We start from the raw sequence: 20,934 nt of genomic DNA, 5'->3' as shown, positions 1-20,934 counted from the left end.
CTAGGAGCCTGTCCCGGTAACGGGCTAAATTCACTCGACAAGATGGTTGCGTCGTGATTCTGTTTTTCGATGAGCAAAGTGTTTCGCCCTTGGAAGACCGATGAAGTCTGGCTGCTTCCGCCTTCGGTGGCGGACTTCGTCCCCGCCGGCCATCCGGCCCACCTGATCCGCGATCTGGTCAGCGAGGAGCTTGATCTTTCCGCGATTATGGGAGCCTACACCGAGATGAAGGGCTATCCGCCTTATCATCCGGCGATGATGGTCGCGCTGCTGCTGTATGCCTATCGCAGCGGTGTTTATTCGTCGCGCCGGATCGCGCGCGGCTGCGAGGAGCGGCTGGATTTTCAGGCGGTGACGGCACTCAACCAGCCGGACTTCCGGACCATCAGCGAATTCCGCCGCCGCCACCTTGCTGCGTTGGCTGGGCTGTTCGTGCAGGTGCTGGCGCTGTGCCGCAAGGCGGGTCTGGCTGAACTGGCTCATGTTGCTGTTGACGGCACCAAGATCAAAGCCAATGCCTCCAAGCATAAGGCGATGAGTTACGCCCGCATGGTTGAGGCCGAGGCTGAACTCACCCGCGAGGTGGACGCGTGGCTGGCGCGCGCGGCAGCCGAGGATGCGGCCGAAGATGCCACCCACGGCAGCACGCGCCGCGGTGACGAACCGCCCGACTGGATGCGTGACAAGCAGGCGCGGCTGGCGCGCATCCGCGCCGCCAAGGCTGAGCTCGAGGCCGAAGCCCGCGCCGCGGAAGCCGCCCGGCCGCCGCCGCCAGCAAACCCTGACGGCAGTGCCAAACCCCGGCCGGGCAAAACCCCAAAACACGAGCCAGGCAAACCAAAGCCCAAGGCGCAGCGCAATTTCACCGATCCGGAAAGCCGGATCATGAAAGGCCGCGATGGCTTCATCCAGGCGTATAATGCGCAGGCCGCGGTCGATGCCGGCGCACAGATCATCGTGGCGCACCGGCTCACCAACAACGGTTCTGATCAAGACGCCCTGCTGACGCTGCTCGATGCGATCGAGGACAACACCGGCGAGATGCCCAATGAAGTCTCCGCCGATAACGGATTCTGTTCGGAGGCCAATCTTGAGGGCCTCAACGCGCGCACGGTTCGCGGCTATGTGGCGGCCGGGCGCGCAAGCAAGCCAGGCAGCGGCAAAAAAGGCGGCAAGCTGGTTCAAGCCATGCGCGCCAGGCTCCGAAAAGGCGGACATCGAAGCCGGTACCGTATCCGAAAATACACCGTCGAACCCGTGTTTGGACACATCAAGCAGGCCAGAGCCTTCCGGCAGTTCCTCCTCCGCGGTATCGATAAGGTCAAAGCAGAATGGGCAATGATCTGCACCGCCCATAACCTCGCAAAACTCACCGCTTGAGGGGGAGCGCCGCAAATGAAAACACGGGGCTAATGCAGATAATTGCTGCCGTAAAGATTACCAGGACAGGCTCCTAGAGGCTGAATGTGCCTCAACCGATCGCGAATGATCCAGAAATATACAGCCGCAGATTAGTAGAACCATTGCATTCGGGAGCGAGACCAAAAGCGCTACCCATAATCCCTGCTGACCCACCAACCTAACCCTGTCCTCATCACCTCGCCCAAGCGCTTGTGCAGCAATTGGAGTAACAGCGGTGACGACCCCGAGGGTAACCAAGAAAACTAAAAGATAAAAGTTCAAGGCGAGTGTAACACCAGCCAGAACCTTTGTTCCCAACCGTGCTACCACAAAAGTCTCAACGGCGGAGATAGCAAGTTGGGCAAGCATTGTGACAGTCACGGATGCTGAGATACCGCCAATTGCGCGGACCTCTGCTATCCATTCTTTTGAAAGAGGACGCATTATGATCTCTACTAAATGCCGCCTCGCGCCTCACAGAATGAGGTCGAGTTGCTCGTAAACAGGACATAAACAGCAATGCCGCTTATGGATCGGTCATTCAGAGCAGGGCTAAGAGGTCAGAACGCGGATGCGTTAACTATACCGAAGATTCCCGCCCTGCGACCTTATGGCGCAGGGCTTGCCAGGGGCCACGCGGATTATTTTTGCGATGCATAATCACCGGCCCCTCCTAATAAGTGAGTTTCAACAGCACCTGAAAGAAACATCTTTGGAACGGGGATGCGAGGTTAAGCAAACGAAAAACCCTGACGCATCGGATGGTGGCTATAGTATGGCCGCTTACCTAATAATCTGAAGCCAACCAGACAGTGCGCTTACCCCCCAACCCAGACATCGCCTGTCGCATAACTTGTACAGGCCGTGTGAAAACCCGACCAACTTTTCGGAAAAGAGTATTTTCTACTCTCTGCGTGGCCGACATAAGCGGGACATTGAAAAATAACCGCAAAAAGTGACGTTCTTGAGGGGGGGCACATGGATAGAGAAAACAATTCTCCATTTTCGTTACGCCCACACGTTTTCACACGGCCTGTGTAAATTATGCGACAATCAGGCAGCCTCCCGGCCAGCTTAGCATTTTCTTGTCGCGTATCTTTGTCGCAGAATCCGTACACTTACGACAAAAATACGCGACAGCCGGGCACCGGGATGGAGGGAAACCAGTCGTTCGGTCGATCGGATGGAACAACTGGTAGTCGCACCATCTCGGACGTCAGCGGTTCGCGATCTGGTTCAGCACGGCCGCCACGATCATCTCCGGACGGTCTTCCTGAACGAGGTGTCCGGCGCCTGGAATCGGAATGCAGGGCCTGTCAGAGATCCGAGACGCCAGCACGTTTCCCTTCTCCGGCGGGATCCATTCGTCCTCCTGGCCCCAAAGGACCGTGACGGGGCAGTCCATACGCCCGTACAGCGCCTCAACATCGTCGGTGAACCGCTGGTCCATCTGCCCGATCTGGCGGTAGAAGGCTGGCTGGCCGACGGGGCCGAGCCAAGGGGCGCTGTACATCGCCAGCGCCTCCTCCGACAACGGTTCATGCGCTGCCGTCTGAAGATAGGCTCGTAGCATCGCCCGGTGCATGTAGTCGGGCATACCAGCGAAGGCAGCCTCGTGTCGACGCACATGCTGGACGAGGGGAGACCCCCAGGGCGCGAGAGCAACCGCGTCGAAGATCGTCAGCGAGGAGAACCGCAGCCCGTCGAGATAGTAGGCTCGCAAGGCCGTGGCACCGCCGAAGTCGTGCGCGAGGATCTCGGGGCGGTCGAGATCCCATTCGCCGCACAGGGCAACCAGCGCCTTGTTCTGCACCGCCAGCGAGACGTCCTGACCCTCTCGCATCTCGGATTGTCCGTAGCCGATCAGATCGAAGTAGTAGACCGTTCGGTGAGCGGCGAGGAGCGGTGCGATCCGTCGCCAGACCTGGGATGAGAAGGGGGTGCCATGAACGGCGACTAGTGCCTGCCCGTCACCGATCCGGCCCCAGCGTACGGCATTTCCTTGGATAATCGACGAATTTGGAAGGTCCAGCATTGCCTCGGCCGACATTGTCACTTAGCTATATGAACATATGACGGAGAGCGAAGACAGAGCAATCCAGATCAAGGCCCTAGCGAGCGAGCCTCGGCTTACGATCCTCCGGCTTCTGGCCGAGCCGAAGAAGCACTTCGGGTACCAGTGGTCGGCCAATCCGGTTGAGTTCGGGGGGCATGACACTCATTGCTGAGGCGTTGGGTGTCGCGCAGCCGACAGCCAGTCGTCATCTCGATATCCTGCGGCAGGCGCAGTTCATCGTAGTGCGCCGATATCTGAAGTGGTCCTACTGACGGCGAAATGATCGTCGGATCCAGGAACACTTGGACTGGCTGTCGGGCGAATTGCTGCCTATCCGATAGGTCGGCTTCCGACCTGAACCGACATTAGGCGGCTATTTTTCAATGCCTCCCTTATGTCGACACGCAGAGAGTAGAAAATACTCTTTTCCGAAAAGCTGGTCGCGTTTTTACACGGTCTGTACAAGTTACGCGACATCTGAGTGGAATCTACCGGCCGCCCAGGCTTCCACCGCCATCAACTGCCAAAACTTGGCCAGTGATAAAACTCGCATCGGGTGAGAGCAGGAAGCCGATCGCCGATGCGACCTCGTCAGGTGTTCCAAGTCTTCGCATCGGAATACTAGACAAAATCTTTTGCTCGGCCTCACTTCCGACCGGCCGGGTTTTACGAAAGAGTTCCGTCTCGATCGGACCGGGCGCAACCGCGTTTACCGTAATGCCGAACTCGGCCAGTTCCAGCGCCCATGTACGGGTGCAACCGACCAGGGCACTCTTCGCAGCGGCATATGCCGTTCGGTCGCGAGCTCCGAAAATGGCTCGGCTACACACGTTGACAATTCTTCCGCTGCCTTTGGCCTTCATATCCTCAACAAACGCCTGGGTAACTTGGATCGCAGTTCGCACATTCAAGTCCAGCACAGATTGGAGCGTCGCAAGGTCGATCTGGCCCAAAGCCTGGGGAGAAGCAACACCAACATTGTTTACGATGCCATTGACATTGAATTCTTCTACGACCCTTAACAAAAATTGTTTGGTCTGGTCAGGTTGTGTCAGGTCGCATGACAATAGTGTCCCGGGGAAGCTACCGTCATCGATCGTTCGAGCAACACCGATGACGTGATGCCCCTGTTTAGCTAGCTTATTGGATAATGCACGACCAATACCTTTACTGGCACCAGTGACAAGGATCGCCAATTTCATCTCTCCTCATACGAAAATATTTTTGCTTACGATCTAATCGACCCTTCCGGATATGTCGCGTAACTTAGACAGATCGTGTGAAAACGCGTGGCTGTAACGAAAATGGAGAATTGTTTTCTCTATCCATGTGGCCGTCCCTCCAGAACGCCACTTTTTTGAAGCTATTTCTCAATGTCCCTCTTATGTCTGCCACGTAGAGAGTAGAAAATACTCTTTTCCGAAAAGTTGGTCGCGTTTTCACACGGTCTGTAGAAGTTACGCGACAAAGGCAAGATATGATCACGCGTCAGCGGAGCCAGCGGCATTACCTCGGCCTGAGCAACAGTTGCCCAAACTGCCTCTTCAATCTCTGAGTTCACAGCAGGTGTGTGTGACACGCATATATGATAGATTTCGGCCTCTACCACATGGTCAGGTTCGCTAGCGGCGGGAGCTGAGAAACGACCCAAATAATGAGCATCACCGCTTTCCAAGCGAAGGCCAATCTCTTCACGCAACTCGCGGTGCAGTGCCGACAAGGCGCTTTCGCCGTCCTCTATCTTCCCGCCAGCTTGCATGAACCATTGCGTCCCGGATTTCCGGACCAGTAGCAAGCGGCCCTGTTCGTCATTAATGAGGGCGGCGGCAATACGGATTGTTCGAGTCTGCTGATTCTTCATGCCATGAGGCTACCGAGATAAAGCATGAGATCAAGGCGACATCACCCTTTGTTGGCTGTGGATGTCGTACATCTTAGGCAGACCGTGTAAAAACGCGACCAGCTTTTCGGAAAAGAGTATTTTCTACTCTCTGCGTGGCCGACATAAGCGGGGCATTGAAAAATAACCGCAAAAAGTGACGTTCTTGAGGGGCGGTCACATGGATAGAGAAAACAATTCTCCATTTTCGTTACGCCACACGTTTTCACACGGTCTGTAGGATTTACGCGACATTGCTTTGTCCGGATAGAGAATCCAGAATCGGACATCAACGACAGGTTCTTTGGAGCGATATATCTAACCTTGGTCCATAGAATCTACGGGCCGACCTCCTTTAGTTGCCTCCCGTTCGCAGAAGTCTACGTATGCAGGCTGCCAGCGCATTTGCGGCGTTTACATGGTGACGTTCAGGGGTGCGGGCTAGCATCACGATTTGGGATTTTGGCAGTTGAGGGAGCGCATCGCGATGCAGATACCGCGTCAGTCCCCAGGCGGTCAGGCGACCTAAGGGCGCAATGCCGGCACCGGCTTGGACGGCGGCCGCTAAGGCCAGGCAACTTCCCCCGGTAAATGCCTCCCGCCATGGCTGGCCAGATTTTTCCACCGCCGCAACCGCAGCCGCCCGAACGCCGCAAGGCGCTGGTAATAGCACCAGCGGCACCGCCTCGTCGCGTGAGGGCGGCGCTGCTTCGCCATACCAATCCAACCCATCCTCGCCGAGCACCTCTCCATCACCCGTTCCCCCGTCCCGGCGGATGACGGCCAAATCGACCTCGCCCCGATCGTACAGGTCGCGCATCTCATGCGACCGGCCGAGCCGAACGCTCATCCGGGTGCGCGCCGGCAGCGTGTGCCGTAGGGATTGCAGCACATCCTGCAATGACGTTCCCAGCGCATGGTCGCTGATGCCGAGCACCACGGACGGGATCTCGTCGGCATCCTGCATTAGTGCTGCCTCATGGGCCGCCAACAGTACTTTGGCGTGGCTGAGAAAGGTGGTGCCGGCATTAGTCAGCCGGACATGGCGCGGGCTGCGATCCAGCAATTTTCGCCCGAGCCGTTCCTCCAGCGCCTTGATGCGCTGGCTGACCACCGGCTGAACAGTCGCCGCCGCCTCCGCCGCTCGGGTAAGGTTGCCATACTCCGCCGCTAGTACGAACAAACGGACCGATTCGAGATCGAGCATTATATAGATTTACTATCGTAGATATATATAATCATACCATTATCCTATGATCAAAGCGGGTGCATGACAATCGGCGAAAGGAGAATTGACATGCCGATGATCACCATCCGTTACGTCACCCCGAAACAGGGGGCCGATATCCGCCCGCAAATTGCAGCACTCGCCGCCCGACTGGCGCATGAGAAGCTCGGTAAGGACCAGCAGGTTACCGCCGTGCTCGCCGAGGCCGCGGACCCGCAATCCTGGTTCATCGCCAGCAAGCGCCCCACCGATGCTGGGCTCGCCGCTTTCTGGCTGGACATTAAAATCACCGCAGGCACCAACACCAAGGCGGAAACCTCCGCTTTCGTGAACGCCACGTTCGAGGGAATGAGCCAGCTGCTGGGTCAGCTGCACGAGGAGAGCTACGTGCTGGTCCACGCTGCCGACGGCGATGCTTATGGCTTCGGCGGGCGCACCCAGAATGCCCGTTGGGCCGTCGCTCATCCGGGTTGAGGGAAGCCATACACGCAAAAACCCCACCAACAGGTGGGACGAGGGCGACCCAAGTTTGTCGTAGGGTGGCGGCACGCCACCCCCTAGAACCAGCCATTCGACGTCGTCTGCCTGCAACTGCTCTGCGTAAAATGCGGACATCAAATAAATAATATGGTTGAAGGCTGGTGCAGTGGTGGGGTACTTGAAGAACACCCCATTCCACGCTTGTTTAATTTGGTCCTGCTTTACGAGCTCGAGGCAACTCCTTTCTAATAGATTGGTACCGTCCAAGATGGTTTTATCGGTTGAAGACCAACACGCACTAATCGCATTGAAGCAATTTGCGGTCGGAGCGGCCGTTCCTTTACTCTATGATGCTCCAGAAGGTGTAGATCAGGTTGGCACAGGTACTTTGCTAACTTTGGATGGTCGCTATTTTATAGTGACTGCGGCTCATATCTTTAATGAATGCGACCCCGGTAGGTTTGCGATTCCAAATGGACAAGCAAACGCAGAACTCCACACTTTCGGACCATGCAAACTCTATAGAGCAAATGAAACGGAGATTGAGAACGAGGCAGAGATCGACATTGCTATTCTTGAACTTCTCGATCAAAGCACAATAGAATCTGCGAAAGAAGGGTGGCATATTCTTACTCTTGAAAACATTGGTACACCGTCTGCCGAAGGTGTCTTTGTTTTATGTGGGTATCCGTCGCAGAGGGCCTGGCGCACTAATAATGTTATCGGTGGAAGGCCGATTACGATAGTTACCGAACGAATTCCTTGGCCCTCCCCAGCAAAAGCACCCGTACACCCAGTCCTCGATTTATTTTTTCATTACGGTCTAGATGCCCCAGACATTGATGGAGAGACCGTCACCACCGTACACTTGGGCGGGGTGAGCGGAGCTTCAGTCTGGGAGTACCGCAAGCCGAGTCACGGCTCACTTTGGATCCCAGGACAAACGTTACGAGTAGTTGGGGTTCAGTCAGCATTTCTGCACGAGAAATATTTTAGGGCGAAAAGTTGGGATATGGTTCTCCAAATGCTGAAACAGGTCGACCCTGCACTAGAGACAGCAATCGATTCACACTTCAGTTTAGTTAATCAGAACCAGCAAGTGTAAGGCGCGGCCCGACCCGGCAGTAAGGGGAATGACCGATTATCAAATTGCCAACCCAGCAGCAGCCCGACCGCTTTCCCCCCCCCAGTTGCGGGGGGCGCCTCCCGACCCAAAGCGGTTTCAATGCTCTGGAAGCGGACATTACTGCATTATGCAGGCCATGGCGGAGGACGAAATGACTGATCCTGGTGACTGGAAACTGCTCCCCCCTGCCTTCACGGCAGCGCTTCGCCGATATGATCAGGCGGCGGCCGCGCGGTTGCGGGGAGTACAGCGCCGCGATGCGATTATCGCGCCATTATTCCACTACACAGACCGAGCCGCGTTAAGCGGCATTATCACAAACAGCGAAATTTGGTTCACGCACTACCAGCACTTAAACGACGACAAGGAAATTAAATTCGGCATGGAGATCACAAAAGCGATTCTTGTAGATTTTGGCACCAAATGGCGAAAAGCAAAAGTCTTTTGCGACGTAGTTTCTGATCTCTTTTCCTCGGAGAATCTGGTTGAATACTTCGATTTTTTCATCGGCTGCTTCAGCCGCAGCTGTGACGATGTTCACCAATGGAAGAATTACGCCGCGCAAGGCGCGGGATTTTCGATCGGCTTGGCGCCGAGCCTGTTTGCTATCGAGCCGGATCGGCCCGATCGAACGGCTGATGAAAGATCATTCGTTTCACCCGTGTTCTATGGCGGCCAGGCGGCACGCGCCCAGCATCGTCAGGCTATCGAAAGCGCCGCCCGGATAGCAGCAGAGACGGCCGAGCGCCGGGCCGAAGCGATGAGAGACATCAACCGAGGGATGTCATTCTTTCGTGAACTGGCGAATAGATTGGTTGCGTCGGAACTCATTTTGAACTGCCTCAGAGTAAAGGAGGCGGCTTGGCAGCCGGAAAATGAAGTTCGACTGTTCATCCTCGGGCAGCGTGCCAACCTGGCTCCCTTCGTCTCGACGCGGCTCCGTGGCCCAGAGACGGTGCCATACATCAAGCACCGGATGCCGTTGCGTACCCCAGGCAATATCACCGAGATTCTGATTGGGCCGAAGGCGCCTCCCGACGCGGAGGATTTCGTGTGTTCGTTGCTTGCTGCGTTTCATAACGATCCGTGCAGTATCGTTCGACGATCAACAGTGATGATGTAGGGCGCAATGCCCATTATCACCATTCGTTCGCTGAAGCAGACCGACCGCTTTCCCACGAAGCCGCGGGTCGTCTCTCGACCCATTGCTGTCATTCACAAACCGGTTCAGCTTTCCTAATTACAGACGTCAATGTTAGTTATGCTTAATGCTATATGTAAATTTATTATCAATAAGGCAGACTGGATAAACCCTGTCGTCCTTAATTTTATAGATTCCGACACCCCGTGCTTCTCCTGGCTTCCTATTAGGGCCGTGATCAAGCTCTATGTAGGTCTTGCCCCGCCAGGTGATGACGTAATCCCGCCCACTGTCGCAGTCGATCCGAATACCTCGTAATGCGTCATCTAGTGGGCCGGCTTTCTCCACCCGTGCCACCGCATCGAAAGGCACGACACCCTTTTGGCCGCATCCGGCCCCGGCACCAGACTCGAAATCGTAATAAGCCAGATCGACCGGATGACCATTATTCTCGATGTCGGCCCTGGTTGTAGAGGTCAAATCATAGTCAGCCCCCAAGCCCCGAGGGCCCAGTGTAATATTCTCTCCCCCCAACGACGTATTCTGTGCCGGTTGGTCGAACGGGTGACCTTTAAGGAATTGATCGCAGAGAGCCACGTTTAGATTTTTTGCCAGACTAGGGCTGATCGTTGGCGTGACAGTACAGATAATGCCCTGACCAGGCTTTACCACCATGATGGCTGCGATGGCCTTCTTGGAGACCGTAGGTAAAATATTGCCTTGAGCTGTGTAAACCGCGTTGTTGGCGGTGGAATAATTGAGGTCCAGTGCGTAATATCTCGTTTTAAACGCGATAAGAAACAAATCATCACCGGGATTGGTACCTTGTGTCGCGCCCCCGATGCCGTCTATCGCGTCGAGTGGGGAGAATATCTCCGTATTAGCCCCTTCTTGGCCGATATAGTCATCCTCAACATCCTTCTGGCGCGTGGTGAATGCTAGTAGGCCGGGAACATCTGCTGTGCCATTAATAATGCTGTAAACATAGTACGGGCGCCCGTCACCCGTGAGGTTGATTGGCCCGTTGCCGGATATGCCCAACTCATCGAGACGACCGGCATTCGCGTAGGCTGTGACGAAAGCACAGACATTGCCTTGCGGTGCGTTACGCTGGTTGAGGGCGAGAAAGTCCTGCACATGCTCGTTGGGAACGCCCCCTAACGCAAGATAATGCCTATAGGCGTCTATCGCCTGGTGTGTGAGAGCTTGACCATCCGACCACGTCAGCCGGGGTGGTAATTTGATTTCATTGGGATTGGGATTGAAGGCGCCGTCATGCTTGCCTAATTCCAGCACGAAAGCGTCACCCAGATTCAACCACGCCACAGCCCGTTGCGGAGCTAGCTGCACCACAACCTGAAGCACAGCAGCAGCGTCAAAGGCTCGGCCTTGCTTGTAAAGCCAGAAGCCATAATCGTTCAGGATTTCTATGCGTTGGGCTGGTGTGATGCCGCCGTCCTCTGTGAGCAAGACTTGGACGCCTGCCCCCTCTAGCGGCCCCGTAACCTTCTCCATCACCTCCCAACTTTCTTCAGTGGGGGAATATGCTGCCCGGACTCGTTTGTAGGTCTGAAGTAACTTGGCAGAATTGTAGGGTGCATGAAAGAATGGCGAATTGCAGGGAAGGTTTCCGCAGGGAGCAGCCCCAGATGGCGAGGCAAACAGTAGGGTTATGCCGAAGGCCGCGAGGGCAACCAAGCGAGACATTACAGCTAACTCCGTTCCAGTGTCGCCACCATTTAGCATTGACCTCCGCATTTCCCACCATAGCAGCGCGTATGAATGTCTACGAACTGGTTTATTGCGCCAAAACCTGCCATTCCTCTGTGGATGGCTCCCGCGTTGTCAAGCACGATTTGACGTTTTGGCGTTTTGGTCGGGTGTAGTCTTCTGTTCGGCCTGTTGATGCAGTCGGCATGGACTGCGGGCCCTGATGGAGTCCGCGAATAGGGTCCCAATCTGCTTATCAGGCTATGACGCCTTGGAATGGCGCTGGGTTGTCCCTGTTCCCGGTCTGACCGGTTTCGCCATCACTTCGCATCGCCCCAACAACCTCCTGAAATTCTATTTGCTCTTGCCTTTCCTGTTATGCTGCCAGCATGGGGGCATGGCAGCGTTCATAAACACCGCCTCGCAACAATATAGCCCAAACGATTCTGGCCATTTTGTTTGCCATCACGACCGTGGCGACCCGGACGGGCTTTCCGGCGAGAAGGGCAACGAGGCGAGGATCCGCTGTTTCTGGCTGATACTTCGCTCGACGCACGAGTGATGTTACGCCGATGACGAGAAGCCGGCGCAGATATTTGTCACCCATCTTTGAAATCCCGCCTTGCTGTTCCTTGCCTCCACTTGAATTTTGGAGCGGCGTAAGGCCAAGCCAAGCCGCAAAATGTCGACCCGATCTGAACTGCGTTGGATCAGCTACAGCCGCAGCCAGAGCCGTGGCGCCAACAGGACCTATACCGGGGATCGTAGCCAGGCGTTGTGCAACCTCATCAGATTGCTGCAAGCGCATAAGCCGACGATCAATGTCCAAAATCTGTGAATGGGTATTCAGCGCCTGCTGAGCCAATATCTCCACCATAGCCCCCGCGGCTTCTGGAACGTCTTGCGACCGCTCGGCGGCTGTTTGGCGCGCCAACTGCAATGCTCGCTCCAGCCCCTCGGGAATGTTGATGCCAAATTCCGCGAGTATCGCCCGCATCATATTGATCGATTGCGTACGCTGCTTGACCAGAAGGCTCCGCGTGCGATGCAACGACATGATTGCTTGCTGATCGCGTGACTTCACAGTCACGAAGCTCATCATTGGCCGTGTAAAGGCTTCGCAAATGGCCTCTGCATCAGCAGCATCAGTCTTGCCGCGCTTCACGAAGGGCTTCACGTAGGCGGGAGGGATCAACCGAACCTCATGCCCAAACTTGCCGATCTCCCGTGCCGAATGATGAGCGCTCGCGCACGCTTCCATCGCAACCAGACAGTGGTGCAGCTCCGAGAAGAAGACCAGCAAACGATCTTGCCGAAGCTTCTTTCGGAAAACCACCGCTCCCTTGGCATCCGCTCCATGCAACTGAAAAACAGACTTCGCCAAATCAAGACCAACTGTGCTAACTTTATCCACGGACGCCTCCTCTTCAGTAGTGTTTCAACACCTCCACTTTGGCACATCGATGCCGTCAGGGGGGGCGTCCACCCCATCGCTTTGAATGAATAATTCGCTAAATAGACTTCAAATGGCCAAGCTTGTTGACCGATGAAAATTGCGTCTAAAACCTTAGCTTATGACCGACGGAAATTACTCGGACCTCCGGGCTCTGCGCTGTATCATCGATAAGGGCAGTTTTGTTGCTGCCGCGAGGGAATTGCGTGTGTCCCGCTCCGCCCTCAGCGAGACAATCCGCCGCCTTGAGCAGCGGGTCGGCACACAATTACTCAACAGAACCACCCGCAGCGTCAGCCCAACCCCGGCCGGTGCCAGGCTTTCCTCCAGATTCAGCGAAGCCTCCGCGGAGATCGAGGCAGCTATCGCAGAGGCTGGCGCAGCCAGCGGCGAAGCAGCCGGGCCAGTTAGTGTGCACACCCAACGGCTCGGATATGAGCTATTTCTGCGCCCGTTTCTCTCCGGCTTTGCCCAACGCTTTCCAAAAATCACAGTCGAGGTTCAAATAGACGATGCCGCGATCGATATCGCGTCCGGTGGATTTGATGTTGCGATCCGCCTGGGGGAATTAATCGAACAAGATGTCGTCGCCTTCCCACTGCAATCCGAGTTGCGGCAAATTGCGGTTGCGGCACCCGCCTATCTCGCGCAGCACGGTATTCCGCAACATCCGAGGGATCTTCGGGATCACCTCTGCATCTGTTTCCGCTGGCCCGGCCACGCCGCTCTGTATAGCTGGGAATTTTACGAGCGTGGCGCTTGGTTTTCCGTGCCAGTATCCGGTCCCCTGATCATCAACGATCAGCGGGCAACGATAGACGCTGCAGCCGCCGGGGCAGGCATTGCTTTCTGGGTTGAGAGCGAGGTTCAGCCCTATCTGAACGATGGGCGGCTAGTGGCGTTGTTGACTGATTACTCCGCGAGCTTCCCCGGCTTCATGCTTTATTATCTGCCCCAGCGTCATCGCTCAGCGGCGGCTGCCGCCTTCATCTCCGCCCTTCGGGAGGTGGCAAAGCAAAGTTAATTATACCTTGCTTTCCGTACAACCCATTCGGTTTGTTCAGTATTAATCTCGTGACGTGATCGCTCTAAATGGCCCTTTGGAGATAAAAGGAGCTTTTTATGGAAAAGACCCCAAGCGCGACGGAATTTGCAGGCAAGGTTGCGATTGTTACTGGCGCTGCCAGCGGTATTGGCCGTGCCACAGTGGAACTGCTACATGCCCGTGGTGCCAGTGTCATCGCCGAGGACCGTGACGAAAAAGTCAACGAACTTGTCCGAGCCGGGGTGGTGCCGCTTGTTGCAGACGTGACAGAAGAAGCAGCCGCAAAACGGGCCGTGGAAACAGCCGTTGCCAAGTTCGGAAAGCTGGATATCCTCGTCAATAACGCCGGCATTATCATTAACAAGCTGGTTGTTGATATGACACTTGAGGACTGGGACAAGATATTTGCGGTCAATATCCGCGGGGTGTTCCTGCATTCGCGCGAGGCGATGCACGTGATGCTGCCGAACCGCAACGGCAGCATCGTCAATGTCGGTTCTTATGCCTGTTTCCAGACATTCCCCTCAATCTCAGCCTATGCCGCATCCAAGGGCGCGCTTGCCCAGTTCACCCGGACACTCGCCGTTGAGGCGATCGATCATGGCATCCGCGTGAATGCCGTGGGCTCGGGCGATACCGTGACCAATATTCTGAACCACATCCATCAAGACGGCCCTTCGGCTCTAGCTGAGTACGGCAAGCACGCTCCGATTGGCCGCGCCGGACAGCCCGCTGAGATCGCGGAGATTATCGCCTTTCTAGCGTCTGATCGGGCGAGCTTTATGGTTGGTTCAATCGCCATGGCCGATGGCGGGAAAAGTGTCGTTCTGCCGACCTGATACGACCGCAACGCTCCCCGCTGGCAGTGCGGGGAGCTGACTTGCATATGTACTGCCTAAAATATGACGACAGACACTTCAACAAGGCTGATGAAACCCACAATACGCATGCTCTACGGCAGGTCGTAAATTTGCTTATCCCCCGCTTTAAAGAAATACGGACACGGCGTTCAATGTCCATAATGGGTCGTGTCCTGCCGGAACGATCCGCCTCTTCCAATGGCGCTAATCTTATTTTCTGCTCCAAAGCACCCAAACGACTTGCCGCCCGGGCCGTCCAAAATATAAGACGGAAGGTATGCGCCCGACTTTGCCATAACTAGGCAATGACCGCTTCTCTCATTTTCCGCTCCAGAGCTGTCAGGCACATATTGGCTAGGGGCTTCGGGGGTAGAACGGGGGGCGGTCGGTCGGCTGTCGCGAAAGCCGCTTTCCGGAGTGGACAGCGGCCGGAGAGGGTTGTGTCCAACAAATTTTTTCTGTTGCATGAATCCTGGAACCTATGATGGCGGATGAGATCCCGATATGACAGTTCACACTTGGTTTGCCTTTCTCCTCGCTGCCACCGTGCTGCTTATGATCCCCGGGCCAACGGTTCTGTTGGTGATTGGTCAATCTCTAGGAGCAGGTAGGCGACGCGCTTTGCCGCTCGTCGCGGGGGTAGCGCTTGGCGATCTGACTGCCATGACGCTGTCATTGGCCGGGTTGGGAGCGCTGTTGAGCGCTTCGGCCACGGCCTTCACGTTACTGAAGTGGATGGGGGCTATCTACTTGGCCTATCTTGGGCTGAAGCTTTGGCGTGCACCAATCTCTGCCGAAGCTGCATCTCCCCTCCAGGCGCGGGCCGCTTTTCGCCAAGCCTATCTGGTTACAGCACTGAATCCCAAGAGCATCGCCTTCTTTGTCGCGTTTGTGCCGCAGTTCATCGCACCTGAAGCCTCATTCCTGCGCCAAGGTGCAATCTTGGTGGGAACCTTCGTCATTCTTGCCGCGACCAATGCGCTGCTTTACGCGTTACTGGCAGGCCAGATGTCTTCACTGGTACGCCGCCCCTCTGTGCGACGTGGATTCAACCGAGCGGGTGGTGGAGTTCTGATGGGGGCCGGGGTAGCGCTGGCATTAAAGCGATAGCCCGTCATACTGACCGGCGCGACCATGAACATGAATGACCGATCTTGGATAAGGCGTACTCCGTCTTTGAGTTTCTCACGTGGGCCGTCATCTGCTGGTACAGTCAGCAACCGGCAATGGCAGATTATCTTGTTTTCTAGTCCAAAGCGGCGGTTCCACTTTCGTAGAGTTTCGGGCGCCGCAGGCGTAAGCGGAAAGTCTGGTTTCCCCTCGGGATAGCCAGAACCCGACCGCTGCCCCAACCACAGGGCCAATAGATATGCGGTAGGCCAAACGGTGCAGTTTTGGCCCCTGGGCAAGAACTGCACCATTTGAACCCTGGGTGATCACCCTATCTCCAATGACGAGATCCGCTCCATTTATATTGGCTATTTCAATTCCACATAATCGGAGGTGCGGGCGATGGCGCAGCCGTCATTATTGCCCAGCACCACCAGCGGGATGCCGTGCAGTTCAGGCGCGAATGCCCGTTCAGCGGAACATAAAAGCTGTTGCCGTCGATCAGCCCGAATACCGGCATGGCTTATACTTGCGTGCAGATGACGCCGGTGATCATGGCCCCGATCTCGGCATCCTCCCCCTCGACACGCACCGGATAGCGTCTGGGGCGCGAGAGGTCGAGCATGGCGGCGAGGTCGATCCGGCCTTCGAGGTTGTCTCCGGCGGGGGAGGCAAAGCCGGTGGTATTGCCCCCGTTGTAGTTCATGGCTCAACTCCGTATGCCGAATGCAGTGGCGAGAACAAATCGAGAGCGCGCCGTGCCAGCAAGCTAAAAAGACTCAAGGATTGCAAACCGGACATGGCACGGTAGGCTCCGCGTATGTGCGGACGGTTTGTCAGTACCACGCCACCCGAGGCAATCGCCCAGATGATCAAGGCGGTGAACCCAGTGCCAAACGTGGCGCCGAGTTGGAATATTGCGCCCAGCCAGCAGGCCATGGCGGTGCGTCGTCACCCCAAAACGGGAGAGCGGCATCTCGACCTGCTCACTTGGGGTTTTGTGCCGCACTGGGCAGATGACCCGAATACCGAGCGCAAACCGATCAATGCGCGCGCTGAGACGGTGGCGAAATCACCGATGTTCCGAGCCGCTTTTGCCCATAACCGCTGCCTGGTGCCGGCGGATGCTTATTACGAGTGGCAAGTCGCACCGGACGGCAAGCAACCCTACGCCTTTGCTCGACAGGATGGCGCGCCGATGATGCTGGCCGGGATTTGGGATGTTTGGCAAGGGGAGGGTGGCGTCAGGCTGCGTAGCTTTACCCTCATCACGACCAGCGCCAACGAAATAGCCCATCCGATCCATGACCGGATGCCGGTGATCGTGGAAGCGGGGGATTGGTCGTTATGGCTGGGTCATGATGACGGGGATCCAGGCGGGTTGTTGCGGCCCGCAGGCGTTGAGATTCTCAAAGCCTGGCCCGTCAGCCGTCGGGTGAACAGCCCGACGAATAACGACGCGCAACTGGTGGAGGAGGTACAACGCTGACCGCGTTTTGGCAAAGACGGGCCGGTAACTGCCTGTCCGGTTTAGAGCGAGAAATAAGGTAAGCCGCGATTAGCGGCCAACGTTTGTGCCGACAGATGACGACCCAGGTTGGCGAACTGACCCGGGGATTGTCCGATTTCGAAAAAGCCGTTTACGGCGAACCGAGACGACCGCTCTACATCAAGGAGACCTGCTCATCCGACTAAGGCCCGGCCCTCAACGAGTTTGCCGTCGCGGATTTGCTCCAGAGCTGTCGTCCGCCATGGAACATGATGCTTCCATATCAACCAGCATGACCAGTCTAGCTTCGGCTGTGAGCGTTCCTCCCGCTGCATTGTAACGCAGAGTTTTGTCATGAACAGATGGGTCACTGTGCCCAGCACCCTAAGCAGCGAGACTGAAGCGCGTGAGGCGGCAAGTCCGCCCACGATTCTGAAAAGCTAAAAAATAGGCAGTGCCCTGGCGCCGCGTTCACCACTTAAGGTTTCTGCGTAGGCTTGCCCGTTTCCGGCGCACCTTTTTCTCCATTGGCACCCTTCTTGCTCATGCTCACAAGACTAAATCAAATCGGGGACACACACTTATGACCACACGCCGGCATTTTACCGCCATGATCGCTGCCGTGGCTGGAAGCTTGACTGGCGCTCCTGCCGCCTTTGCGGACACGCTGGACAACATCATGAAATCCGGTGTGCTGCGCGTGGCGGTGCCGCAGGATCTGCCGCCCTGGGGCTTCGTGGGACCGGACATGAATTTACAAGGCTATGATATCGACATGGCCAAGTTGATCGCCGCCAAAATGGGCGTGAAGCTGCATATGGTGCCGGTGACATCCGAAAACCGCATCCCCTATCTGCAGACCAACAAGGTGGACCTGATCATTTCGAGCCTCGGCAAGAACTCTGAGCGTGCCAAGGTGATCGACTTCTCTAGTGCCTATGCCCCGTTCTTCAGCGGGGTGTTCGGCCCGGCGGATATCAAGGTGAAGTCCGCCGTCGACTTGGCTGGCATGACCGTTGCCGTGACGCGCGGCAATATCGAGGACATGGCACTGGCCAAGATCGCCCCGTCCAGCACGAAGATCATGCGTTATGGCGACAACCAGTCGACTATTGCGGCATTTCTGTCTGGCCAGACGCAGCTTATCGACACGGACAGTTCCACCGTCGCGGTGATTATGGCGCGCAACCCGCCCCGCAAGCCGGAACTGAAATTCATCTTGCAAAGCTCCCCCTGCTATGTGGGCGTGAATAAGGGCCAGCCTGCTTTGATGGCGAAGGTGAATGCGATTATCGCCGCCGCGAAGGCCGACGGCACGCTGAACAAGATCTGCGAAACCTGGCTGAAGCAACCCTTGCCTGCCAGCTTCTGAGTAGCCGGACCTGAAGGCGCATGGTCTATCATTTCGAATTCGGCGCACTGATCCCATATATTCCGGTCATTCTCCACGGTGTGCTCATCACCGTGGAGTTGACCCTGTTTGGCACAGTACTGGGAATTATCGTTTCCATTCTCTGTGCTTGGGCGCGGTCCGGCGGGCCGCTCTGGCTGCGAGTGCCGGTTGGCACCTATGTCGAGCTGATCCGCAATACGCCGTTCATTATCCAGCTTTTCTTCATCTTCTTCGGCTTGCCATCGGTAGGCGTGCATCTGAACGCCATCGACGCCTCGATTTTGGCGATGGTGATTAATCTCGGTGCCTATGGCACCGAGATTGTGCGCGCAGGCATTACCGCCACGCCGCGCGGGCAGCGTGAGGCGGGGGCGAGCCTTGGCCTCTCTGGCCCGCAGATTTTCCGGCATATTGTGCTGGTGCCAGCCCTTTCGCGCATCTGGCCGGCTTTGTCTGGCCAGGTGGTGATCGTGATGCTGGGCTCGGCCGTGTGCTCGCAGATCAGCGTGCAGGAACTTACCTATGCCGCTTCGTTCATCCAGTCCCGCAGCTTCCGGGCGTTCGAGGCTTACTTTGTGGTCACGGCGCTTTACCTGATCCTGGCGCTGCTGCTGCGGCAAATATTGCGCCTGGGCGGCAAGCGGATCTTTCCCGGAGGCAAGGCCCGATGATGGGATTTTCCACGTGGGATATTCTGCGCGACCTGATTCTCGCCACGCGCTGGACGCTACTGCTCTCGCTCGGCGCCTTCCTTGGCGGGTTCGTGGTAGGGCTGATCGTTCTGTTCCTGTGCGTGCAGCACCGGGTGTATATCGCTCATCTCGCGCGCGGCTATATCGAGCTGTTCCAGAGCACGCCGCTGCTGATGCAACTGTTCCTGGCTTTCTTCACCCCGGCCTTGTTCGGCTTCAATGTGCCGGCCTGGGTGGCAGCCTGGATGGCGTTGACGCTCTGGACCTCCGCCTTCCTGGCGGACATCTGGCGCGGCTGTGCGGAAGCCTTGCCGCCCGGCCAGTGGGAGGCAGGGGCGAGCCTCGGCCTCTCCTACGTCGAGCTGATGCGCTACATTATTCTGCCGCAGGCTCTGCGTATCGCTACCGCCCCTACGGTGGGGTTCATGGTTCAGGTAATCAAAGGTACGGCGCTCACCTCGATCATCGGCTTTGTCGAGCTTTCCAAGGCGGGCACCGCCATCACCAATGCCACGTTCGAGCCTTTTACCGTCTACGGGCTTGTGGCGCTTATTTATTTTGCCCTCTGCTTTCCTATTGCTATGGGTAGCCGCTGGCTCGAACGGAGGCTCAATGCCGCTCATCTCGCTCACTAATCTTCATAAAAGTTATGGCCAGAACGAGGTGCTGAAAGGCATCTCACTGGATATCGAGCCGGGCGAGGTGATCGCACTCATTGGCAAGAGCGGCTCGGGCAAGTCCACGCTCCTGCGCTGCATCAACGGGTTGGAGAGCTTTCAGGAAGGAAGCATATTGGTGGCAGGCACCAGCGTGATGGACAGCCCCAACCAGTTGCGCTTGCTGCGCCAAAAGATTGGCATGATCTTCCAGCAATTCAATCTGTTCCCGCACTTGACCGTAGGGCGCAATGTGATGCTGGCGCCAACGGTGGTGAAGAAGACTCGCCAAGGTGAAGCAGAGGCGCTGGCCCGCGAGATGTTGGACCGTGTGGGGCTGGAGCAGAAATTCGATGCTTATCCAGGCCAGCTCTCTGGTGGACAACAGCAGCGCGTGGCTATTGCCCGCGCGCTCGCCATGCAGCCTCTCGCATTATTGTGCGACGAGATCACCTCAGCCCTCGACCCCGAGTTGGTGAACGAGGTGTTGGCTGTGGTACGAGACTTGGCCCGCCAGGGGATGACACTGGTGATGGTGACGCATGAAATGCGCTTCGCCCGGGAAGTCTGTCATCGGTTGGTGTTCATGCATCAGGGACGTCTTCATGAAAGCGGACCGCCAGAGCAGGTGTTCAACGCTCCCACCACGGCTGAGTTGCAACAATTCCTGGGGATGCAGTAACCTTATCAATGGAGGAGCAAAACCACGTTGGTATTGCCCCATAAGGGGGGGCGGCCGGCTTTCGCAAGTGCCGTGGCTGGAATTTCAGGAGTTGAATAAAGCGCTTATGCAGTATCTGAGTGAGGTAAAGACACGCATCATCCGCGATGAGGTACATGGTGATACTAGTGAGGCTAGAAAAGTCAGGCAGCACATGCAGCCGACCTGAAAACTCACCAAAAATATCTCAATTATCCCGCGATACTGGTCGGATGCTTACGTTTCGTTCGTCATGCATCTTGTGCACTTTTTTGCTGTTTTTCAGTGTACTTTTTCCTTGATGCCGCAACTTTCGTCGGCGGTAAGTTGCTGGGCGGAAATCTGCTTTTGTCGTTATTCGGCGTTATATGATCCAACAGTAGAAACGGGCCTAAGCGGTCCGACCGCTTCGGAGCGGAGAATAGCATTAGCTGCCATTGGTGACCCAAGGACGCTTTGGCAGATGACTACCAAATTTTGACGTTGCCGCCAATGATAACAATACTCTACAGCCG

Annotated in this window: 21 protein-coding genes; 13 read left to right on the top strand and 8 right to left on the bottom strand. The window is 56.3% G+C overall.

Features of this window, described 5'->3' with window-relative positions:
* Nucleotides 1–69 precede the first annotated feature (69 nt).
* Complete coding sequence (locus tag BUB54_RS05275; RefSeq protein ID WP_073211332.1) at nt 70–1,380, top strand: IS1182 family transposase; 1,311 nt, start codon at nt 70–72, stop codon at nt 1,378–1,380.
* Between the two features lie 57 nt (nt 1,381–1,437).
* Here BUB54_RS05275 and BUB54_RS22025 read toward each other — a convergent pair whose 3' ends face one another.
* Nucleotides 1,438–1,770, bottom strand: coding sequence for an MATE family efflux transporter (locus tag BUB54_RS22025; protein WP_048880720.1), 333 nt, complete (start codon nt 1,768–1,770; stop codon nt 1,438–1,440).
* A gap of 847 nt (nt 1,771–2,617) precedes the next feature.
* On the bottom strand, nt 2,618–3,451 hold the full coding sequence (locus BUB54_RS05260; protein WP_241869435.1) for an alpha/beta fold hydrolase: 834 nt from the start codon (nt 3,449–3,451) through the stop codon (nt 2,618–2,620).
* Nucleotides 3,452–3,612: 161 nt separating this feature from the next.
* On the opposite strand from BUB54_RS05260, the gene BUB54_RS22020 reads away from it, so the two are divergent.
* Nucleotides 3,613–3,729: an ArsR/SmtB family transcription factor gene (locus BUB54_RS22020; protein ID WP_199444728.1), complete on the top strand. Its 117-nt coding sequence runs from the start codon at nt 3,613–3,615 to the stop codon at nt 3,727–3,729.
* A 216-nt stretch (nt 3,730–3,945) separates the two neighbouring features.
* Here the strand turns inward: BUB54_RS22020 and BUB54_RS05250 are convergent, their stop codons facing one another.
* From BUB54_RS05250 to BUB54_RS05240, 3 genes are all read right to left on the bottom strand, one after another.
* Nucleotides 3,946–4,659, bottom strand: a complete 714-nt coding sequence (locus BUB54_RS05250) for an SDR family oxidoreductase (protein ID WP_048879828.1) — start codon at nt 4,657–4,659, stop codon at nt 3,946–3,948.
* 161 nt (nt 4,660–4,820) lie between these two features.
* Nucleotides 4,821–5,318 (bottom strand): NUDIX hydrolase, encoded by a 498-nt coding sequence (locus BUB54_RS05245; protein WP_073211329.1) that lies wholly within the window; start codon nt 5,316–5,318, stop codon nt 4,821–4,823.
* Nucleotides 5,319–5,691: 373 nt separating this feature from the next.
* Nucleotides 5,692–6,543: a LysR family transcriptional regulator gene (locus BUB54_RS05240; RefSeq protein ID WP_048878537.1), complete on the bottom strand. Its 852-nt coding sequence runs from the start codon at nt 6,541–6,543 to the stop codon at nt 5,692–5,694.
* A 90-nt stretch (nt 6,544–6,633) separates the two neighbouring features.
* Between BUB54_RS05240 and BUB54_RS05235 the strand changes: the two genes are divergently transcribed.
* The 3 genes from BUB54_RS05235 (at nt 6,634) to BUB54_RS05225 (ending at nt 9,293) form a co-directional block, all read left to right on the top strand.
* Nucleotides 6,634–7,038, top strand: a complete 405-nt coding sequence (locus BUB54_RS05235; RefSeq protein WP_048878536.1) for a tautomerase family protein — start codon at nt 6,634–6,636, stop codon at nt 7,036–7,038.
* Between the two features lie 274 nt (nt 7,039–7,312).
* Entirely contained in the window at nt 7,313–8,149 is an 837-nt protein-coding gene (locus BUB54_RS05230) for a hypothetical protein (RefSeq protein ID WP_048878535.1), read from the top strand.
* A gap of 28 nt (nt 8,150–8,177) precedes the next feature.
* Nucleotides 8,178–9,293, top strand: coding sequence for a DUF2971 domain-containing protein (locus BUB54_RS05225; RefSeq protein WP_082075627.1), 1,116 nt, complete (start codon nt 8,178–8,180; stop codon nt 9,291–9,293).
* Between the two features lie 132 nt (nt 9,294–9,425).
* Here BUB54_RS05225 and BUB54_RS05220 read toward each other — a convergent pair whose 3' ends face one another.
* On the bottom strand, nt 9,426–11,018 hold the full coding sequence (locus BUB54_RS05220; protein WP_139284804.1) for a hypothetical protein: 1,593 nt from the start codon (nt 11,016–11,018) through the stop codon (nt 9,426–9,428).
* A gap of 379 nt (nt 11,019–11,397) precedes the next feature.
* The gene (locus tag BUB54_RS05215; protein WP_048878532.1) at nt 11,398–12,435 is read right to left on the bottom strand and encodes an IS110 family RNA-guided transposase; all 1,038 of its coding nucleotides are present in this window, start codon (nt 12,433–12,435) and stop codon (nt 11,398–11,400) included.
* A 160-nt stretch (nt 12,436–12,595) separates the two neighbouring features.
* Here BUB54_RS05215 and BUB54_RS05210 point away from each other — a divergent pair, with 160 nt between their 5' ends.
* The 3 genes from BUB54_RS05210 to BUB54_RS05200 all read left to right on the top strand — a co-directional run bounded on the left by BUB54_RS05210 (nt 12,596) and on the right by BUB54_RS05200 (nt 15,489).
* A complete protein-coding gene (locus tag BUB54_RS05210; RefSeq protein ID WP_048878531.1) occupies nt 12,596–13,498 on the top strand; it encodes a LysR family transcriptional regulator in 903 nt (300 codons plus the stop codon).
* 98 nt (nt 13,499–13,596) lie between these two features.
* On the top strand, nt 13,597–14,358 hold the full coding sequence (locus BUB54_RS05205) for an SDR family NAD(P)-dependent oxidoreductase (RefSeq protein WP_048878530.1): 762 nt from the start codon (nt 13,597–13,599) through the stop codon (nt 14,356–14,358).
* A 525-nt stretch (nt 14,359–14,883) separates the two neighbouring features.
* A complete protein-coding gene (locus BUB54_RS05200) occupies nt 14,884–15,489 on the top strand; it encodes a LysE family translocator (protein ID WP_048878529.1) in 606 nt (201 codons plus the stop codon).
* 523 nt (nt 15,490–16,012) lie between these two features.
* On the opposite strand, the gene BUB54_RS05190 is transcribed toward BUB54_RS05200, so the two are convergent.
* On the bottom strand, nt 16,013–16,195 hold the full coding sequence (locus BUB54_RS05190; RefSeq protein ID WP_048878528.1) for a S24/S26 family peptidase: 183 nt from the start codon (nt 16,193–16,195) through the stop codon (nt 16,013–16,015).
* A 114-nt stretch (nt 16,196–16,309) separates the two neighbouring features.
* On the opposite strand from BUB54_RS05190, the gene BUB54_RS05185 reads away from it, so the two are divergent.
* The 5 genes from BUB54_RS05185 (at nt 16,310) to BUB54_RS05165 (ending at nt 20,401) form a co-directional block, all read left to right on the top strand.
* On the top strand, nt 16,310–16,978 hold the full coding sequence (locus tag BUB54_RS05185; RefSeq protein WP_048878527.1) for an SOS response-associated peptidase: 669 nt from the start codon (nt 16,310–16,312) through the stop codon (nt 16,976–16,978).
* A 583-nt stretch (nt 16,979–17,561) separates the two neighbouring features.
* Nucleotides 17,562–18,350, top strand: a complete 789-nt coding sequence (locus tag BUB54_RS05180) for a transporter substrate-binding domain-containing protein (RefSeq protein WP_048878526.1) — start codon at nt 17,562–17,564, stop codon at nt 18,348–18,350.
* A 20-nt stretch (nt 18,351–18,370) separates the two neighbouring features.
* Nucleotides 18,371–19,042: an amino acid ABC transporter permease gene (locus BUB54_RS05175; protein ID WP_048878525.1), complete on the top strand. Its 672-nt coding sequence runs from the start codon at nt 18,371–18,373 to the stop codon at nt 19,040–19,042.
* Nucleotides 19,039–19,698 (top strand): amino acid ABC transporter permease, encoded by a 660-nt coding sequence (locus BUB54_RS05170; RefSeq protein WP_048878524.1) that lies wholly within the window; start codon nt 19,039–19,041, stop codon nt 19,696–19,698. Before BUB54_RS05175 ends, BUB54_RS05170 begins: the two co-directional genes overlap by 4 nt.
* On the top strand, nt 19,676–20,401 hold the full coding sequence (locus BUB54_RS05165) for an amino acid ABC transporter ATP-binding protein (protein ID WP_048878523.1): 726 nt from the start codon (nt 19,676–19,678) through the stop codon (nt 20,399–20,401). Before BUB54_RS05170 ends, BUB54_RS05165 begins: the two co-directional genes overlap by 23 nt.
* Nucleotides 20,402–20,934: the final 533 nt, after the last annotated feature.

It is taken from the genome of Acidocella aminolytica 101 = DSM 11237, assembly GCF_900129125.1.
GTDB lineage: Bacteria > Pseudomonadota > Alphaproteobacteria > Acetobacterales > Acetobacteraceae > Acidocella > Acidocella aminolytica.
This window is presented reverse-complemented; position numbering and strand designations above follow the sequence as displayed.

Bases quoted from the DNA above. Each gene is read 5' to 3' on its own strand.
- BUB54_RS05200 (WP_048878529.1), top strand. From the start codon at position 14,884: ATGACAGTTCACACTTGGTTTGCCTTTCTCCTCGCTGCCACCGTGCTG.
- BUB54_RS05245 (WP_073211329.1), bottom strand. From the start codon at position 5,318: ATGAAGAATCAGCAGACTCGAACAATCCGTATTGCCGCCGCCCTCATT.
- BUB54_RS05260 (WP_241869435.1), bottom strand. From the start codon at position 3,451: ATGTCGGCCGAGGCAATGCTGGACCTTCCAAATTCGTCGATTATCCAA.
- BUB54_RS05230 (WP_048878535.1), top strand. From the start codon at position 7,313: ATGGTTTTATCGGTTGAAGACCAACACGCACTAATCGCATTGAAGCAA.
- BUB54_RS05165 (WP_048878523.1), top strand. From the start codon at position 19,676: ATGCCGCTCATCTCGCTCACTAATCTTCATAAAAGTTATGGCCAGAAC.
- BUB54_RS05250 (WP_048879828.1), bottom strand. From the start codon at position 4,659: ATGAAATTGGCGATCCTTGTCACTGGTGCCAGTAAAGGTATTGGTCGT.
- BUB54_RS05190 (WP_048878528.1), bottom strand. From the start codon at position 16,195: ATGAACTACAACGGGGGCAATACCACCGGCTTTGCCTCCCCCGCCGGA.
- BUB54_RS05210 (WP_048878531.1), top strand. From the start codon at position 12,596: ATGACCGACGGAAATTACTCGGACCTCCGGGCTCTGCGCTGTATCATC.
- BUB54_RS05205 (WP_048878530.1), top strand. From the start codon at position 13,597: ATGGAAAAGACCCCAAGCGCGACGGAATTTGCAGGCAAGGTTGCGATT.
- BUB54_RS22020 (WP_199444728.1), top strand. From the start codon at position 3,613: ATGACACTCATTGCTGAGGCGTTGGGTGTCGCGCAGCCGACAGCCAGT.
- BUB54_RS05240 (WP_048878537.1), bottom strand. From the start codon at position 6,543: ATGCTCGATCTCGAATCGGTCCGTTTGTTCGTACTAGCGGCGGAGTAT.
- BUB54_RS05220 (WP_139284804.1), bottom strand. From the start codon at position 11,018: ATGTCTCGCTTGGTTGCCCTCGCGGCCTTCGGCATAACCCTACTGTTT.
- BUB54_RS05235 (WP_048878536.1), top strand. From the start codon at position 6,634: ATGCCGATGATCACCATCCGTTACGTCACCCCGAAACAGGGGGCCGAT.
- BUB54_RS05175 (WP_048878525.1), top strand. From the start codon at position 18,371: ATGGTCTATCATTTCGAATTCGGCGCACTGATCCCATATATTCCGGTC.
- BUB54_RS05275 (WP_073211332.1), top strand. From the start codon at position 70: ATGAGCAAAGTGTTTCGCCCTTGGAAGACCGATGAAGTCTGGCTGCTT.
- BUB54_RS22025 (WP_048880720.1), bottom strand. From the start codon at position 1,770: ATGCTTGCCCAACTTGCTATCTCCGCCGTTGAGACTTTTGTGGTAGCA.
- BUB54_RS05170 (WP_048878524.1), top strand. From the start codon at position 19,039: ATGATGGGATTTTCCACGTGGGATATTCTGCGCGACCTGATTCTCGCC.
- BUB54_RS05225 (WP_082075627.1), top strand. From the start codon at position 8,178: ATGACCGATTATCAAATTGCCAACCCAGCAGCAGCCCGACCGCTTTCC.
- BUB54_RS05185 (WP_048878527.1), top strand. From the start codon at position 16,310: ATGTGCGGACGGTTTGTCAGTACCACGCCACCCGAGGCAATCGCCCAG.
- BUB54_RS05180 (WP_048878526.1), top strand. From the start codon at position 17,562: ATGACCACACGCCGGCATTTTACCGCCATGATCGCTGCCGTGGCTGGA.